This window comes from Streptomyces flavofungini (assembly GCF_041028215.1).
Classification (GTDB): Bacteria; Actinomycetota; Actinomycetes; order Streptomycetales; family Streptomycetaceae; genus Streptomyces; species Streptomyces flavofungini_B.
Window position 1 is genome coordinate 1 of record NZ_JASKYR010000910.1, and the last position, 3,652, is coordinate 3,652.

Annotated in this window: 5 protein-coding genes; 2 read left to right on the plus strand and 3 right to left on the minus strand. The window is 76.3% G+C overall.

Going from position 1 to position 3,652, the window contains the following annotated elements:
- Positions 1–8: 8 nt before the first annotated feature.
- Complete coding sequence (locus tag AB8Z36_RS36410) at positions 9–650, plus strand: bifunctional 4-hydroxy-2-oxoglutarate aldolase/2-dehydro-3-deoxy-phosphogluconate aldolase (RefSeq protein ID WP_369217674.1); 642 nt, start codon at positions 9–11, stop codon at positions 648–650.
- Positions 647–1,585 carry a sugar kinase gene (locus tag AB8Z36_RS36415; protein ID WP_369217670.1) on the plus strand — a complete coding sequence of 313 codons (939 nt, stop codon included), beginning with the start codon at positions 647–649 and terminating at the stop codon, positions 1,583–1,585. The genes AB8Z36_RS36410 and AB8Z36_RS36415 overlap by 4 nt, the downstream gene beginning before the upstream one ends.
- A gap of 127 nt (positions 1,586–1,712) precedes the next feature.
- Here the strand turns inward: AB8Z36_RS36415 and AB8Z36_RS36420 are convergent, their stop codons facing one another.
- From AB8Z36_RS36420 to AB8Z36_RS36430, 3 genes are all read right to left on the minus strand, one after another.
- Positions 1,713–1,928 (minus strand): FmdB family zinc ribbon protein, encoded by a 216-nt coding sequence (locus tag AB8Z36_RS36420; RefSeq protein ID WP_369217671.1) that lies wholly within the window; start codon positions 1,926–1,928, stop codon positions 1,713–1,715.
- A gap of 21 nt (positions 1,929–1,949) precedes the next feature.
- Positions 1,950–2,747 carry an HAD family hydrolase gene (locus AB8Z36_RS36425; protein WP_369217672.1) on the minus strand — a complete coding sequence of 266 codons (798 nt, stop codon included), beginning with the start codon at positions 2,745–2,747 and terminating at the stop codon, positions 1,950–1,952.
- A partial coding sequence (locus tag AB8Z36_RS36430; protein ID WP_369217673.1) for a cysteine protease StiP family protein occupies positions 2,744–3,652 on the minus strand: 909 nt, incomplete at its 5' end. The genes AB8Z36_RS36430 and AB8Z36_RS36425, both read right to left, overlap by 4 nt.

Below are 3,652 nucleotides of genomic sequence, written 5' to 3' on the forward strand. Positions count from 1 at the left end.
GTGCGAGCCTGGGGAAATGTTCGACGCGCGCCGCTCTCCGGGCCGGACGCCTCGTCGCCATCGTGCGCGGCAGCGACCCGGACGCCTCCTTCCGTACGGTCATGACGCTCGCCGAAGCCGGTGTGCCGCTCGTCGAGGTCTCGCTCAGCGGGGCCGAGGCGCTCGGCGTGCTGAGCCGGGCCCGCGCCGAACTCGGCGCCGACGCGTGGCTCGGCGCGGGCACCGTGCTCACCGCGCGGGACGCCCGGCGGGCCGCCGACGCGGGCGCCAACCTCATCGTGACGCCCGGCCTCGGCGCGGGCTCCGAGGAGGCGGCGCGGCTCGGCCTCCCGGTGCTCGGCGGCGTCCTCACGCCCACCGACGTGATCGCGGCCGAGGCGGCGGGCATCACCGCCCTGAAGATCTTCCCCGCGTCCGCGATGGGCGGTCCCGCCTATCTCAAGGCGCTGCGCGCGCCCTTCCCGCGCACGCCGTTCGTGCCGGTCGGCGGCGTGGACGCGGCGGCGGCCGAGGCGTACCTGGAGCTGGGGGCGGTCGCGGTGGGCGTCGGGTCCCCGCTGGTCGGCGACGCGGCGGACGGCGGCGACCTGGCGGCGCTGCGCACCCGGGCGGCGAAGTTCGTCGAGGTCGCGGCGGGAGCGGGCCGGTGAGCACGCCCGACGTCCTGACCTTCGGCGAGACGATGATGGCGCTGCGCGGCGGCGGCCCCCTGAAGCTGGGCGGCTCGATGGACGTGTCCGTCGCGGGCGCCGAGTCCAATGTGGCGATCGGCCTGGCCCGGCTCGGGCACGCGGTGCGCTGGGCGGGCGCGGTCGGCGCCGACGAGGCCGGTGAACTGGTCCTGCGGACGCTGCGCGCCGAGGGCGTCGACGTCTCGGCGGCGACGCGGGACGACCGGGCGCCGACGGGTCTGATCCTCTTCGAGCCGCGGCTGCCGGAGGTGACCCGCGTGCACTACTACCGCGCCGGGTCGGCGGGTTCGCGGCTCGCCCCTGCCTCGGTCGAGGCCGCGTTCGCCGCGGGGGCGCCGCGGGTGCTGCACCTGACGGGGATCACCCCGGCGCTCGGCCCCTCGGCGGCCGAGGCCTGCCGCACCGCCCTGCGCCTGGCCCGCGAGCACGGCACGGAGGTCTGCCTCGACGTGAACTTCCGCTCCCGCCTGTGGACGTCGGAGGAGGCCACCGCCGAGCTGCGCGACTGGCTCCCGTACGTCGACGTCCTCATCGCCTCCGACGACGAACTCCCCCTCTGCCTGCCGGAGGCCACGCCCGGCCGCCTCCTGGCCGAGGGGGTCCGCGAGGTCGTCGTCAAGCTGGGCGCGTCCGGCGCGACGCTGCACACCGCGCGGGGCGAACTCCACCTGCCCGCGCGCGAGGTGCGCCCGGTGGACGCGGTGGGCGCGGGCGACGCGTTCGTGGCGGGCTACCTGTCCGCGCTGCTCGACGAGGCGGACACCCCGGCCCGCCTGGACCGCGCGGTGACCACGGGCGCCTTCGCGGTGGCCTCCCCCGGCGACTGGGAGGGCGCCCCGACCCGAACGGAACTGCGTCTGCTGAGCGCGGGCCCGGGAACGGTGGTCCGCTGACGGCGGGCTCCCGCAGGAACCTCGCAAGGGGCCTCGCTAGGGACCCCGCCAGGGGCGCGGGGAACTGCGCGAGCAGCCGCAGAGGGCCCGCGGCCGCCGGAACAGCCCTGCCCCCCTACGTGGGGCGTCAGCCGCAGCAGCCTCCGCCGCAGCAGCCGCCCCCGCCGCCCCCGCGAGGAGCCGCGGGTGCGGGCGAGGCGCCGCCCACGGACACGGTGGAGAGCAGCCGCACCGTGTCCGCGTGCCCGGCGGGACACTCCGCCGGGTCCGCGGACCGGGCCATCGGCCTGCTCACTTCGAACGTGTCCCCACAGGACCGGCACCGGAATTCATAACGAGGCATGAGCACAGGCTAGCGGGACGGTCACGCTCCGAGGAATGCCCGCAGGATCGCCTCCCCCGCCGCGATCCCCCGCTCGGAGAGCACCGTGAGCCCCGGCGCGGTGAACCCGGCGTCGGCCAGCTCCCCGTGGCCCGGCCGCCAGGACCGGTCCCCGGCGGCCAGCAGGTCCGCGTCGAGCAGCGAGTCCCCCGCCGTGAGCACCTCCGGGGCACCGACGCGCCGCGCGACCTCCCGCACGGCCGCGCTCTTGGTGAGCGGCGCCGGTACGACGTACAGCTTCCGCCCCTGCAAGGACACCGTCCAGCCGCGCGCCCCCGCCCACGCCCCGAGTTCCTTGACCCAGGCGTCCGGCAGCAGCGCGCGCTCGACGACGAGGTAGGCGAAGAGGCCCTCGGCCACCCGCTCCTTGAGCAGCCACGCCGGGTCGGCGCTCCGCACGAGGTGCGCGCGCACCTCGTCGAGCGAGGCGCACTCGTCGGCGAGGCGCCGCGCCACCCGCGCCTGCCAGTCCCGGTCGGAGACGCCGTCGACGAGCAGGTGCCCGCCGTTGGCGCAGATGGCGAAGCGGGGCGCGGGTCCGGGCAGATGGACCCGCAGGTACTGCTCGCGCGTCCGCGTGGTGGTCGGCACGAAGACCGAGCTGCGGCCCAGCTCGTCGAGGAGCCCGGCGGCGGCCTCGGTGACGTACGACAGGGGCTTGCCCTCGTACACCTCGACGCAGAGCAGGCGGGGCGCCTCGGCGTCGGGCATGGTCAGCCCGAGCGCGGCGGTGGAGTAGATGAGCGTCCGGTCGAGGTCGCTGGCGACGAGCCTGGTCACGGGGAGACCACCGCCCTGCCGTCCGCGCCCGTCGCGCCGCGCGTGTACCGGGGGTGGATGAGACCGACGCAGCTGTACGGCAGCTCGTCGACCTCCTCGACCGGCACGCCCCGCTGCTCGGCCAGCAGCCGTACGTGGTCGAGGTCGGCCCCCGCGCCCGCGCGGGCCAGGATCTTCCAGGGGACGCGGCGCAGGAGCACCCGCGTCGTCTCGCCGACGCCGGGCTTGACGAGGTTCACGTCGTGGATGCCGTACTCCTCGCTGATCCGCTCCACCGCGGCCCAGCCCTCCCAGGTCGGCGCGCGGTCCGCGGAGAGCAGTTCCTTGGCCCGTACGTCGACCGCGTCGGCGACTTCGTCGAAGCGGTCGGCGATCGCGTCCACGAAGGCGCGGGACACATCGGCGTCGGCGAGCTCGCGGTAGAACTTCGCGCCGTGGAAGTCGTCGGGGCCGACCAGGTCCGCGCGGAGCACGGTGCGGGATATGAGGCCGGAGACCGTGGAGTTGAGGCAGGCGGAGGGGATGAGGAAGTCCTCGCGGGTGCCGTAGGTGCGCACGCATGAGCCGGGGTCGGCGAGCACCGCGATCTCCGGGCTGAAGCCGGTGGCCCCGCCGGACGCCTCGTACGCCCGTATCGCGTCGGCCAGTTCGCGGGTGATCGCGCCCTTGCCGGTCCAGCCGTCGACGAAGACGACGTCGGCGGGGTCGTGGTGGGCGGCGAGCCAGCGCAGGGCGTTGGCGTCGATGCCCCGGCCGCGCACGATCGACACGGCGTAGTGCGGCAGGTCGATGCCGTGGCGGTGGGCGGCCCAGCGCCGCATCAGGACGCCGACGGGCGTGCCCGCGCGGGCGAGGGAGACCAGGACGGGGCGGGCGGGGCGCTCCGCGAGGACCGTCTCCGTGAC

Bases quoted from the DNA above. Each gene is read 5' to 3' on its own strand.
- AB8Z36_RS36420 (WP_369217671.1), bottom strand. From the start codon at position 1,928: ATGCCTCGTTATGAATTCCGGTGCCGGTCCTGTGGGGACACGTTCGAA.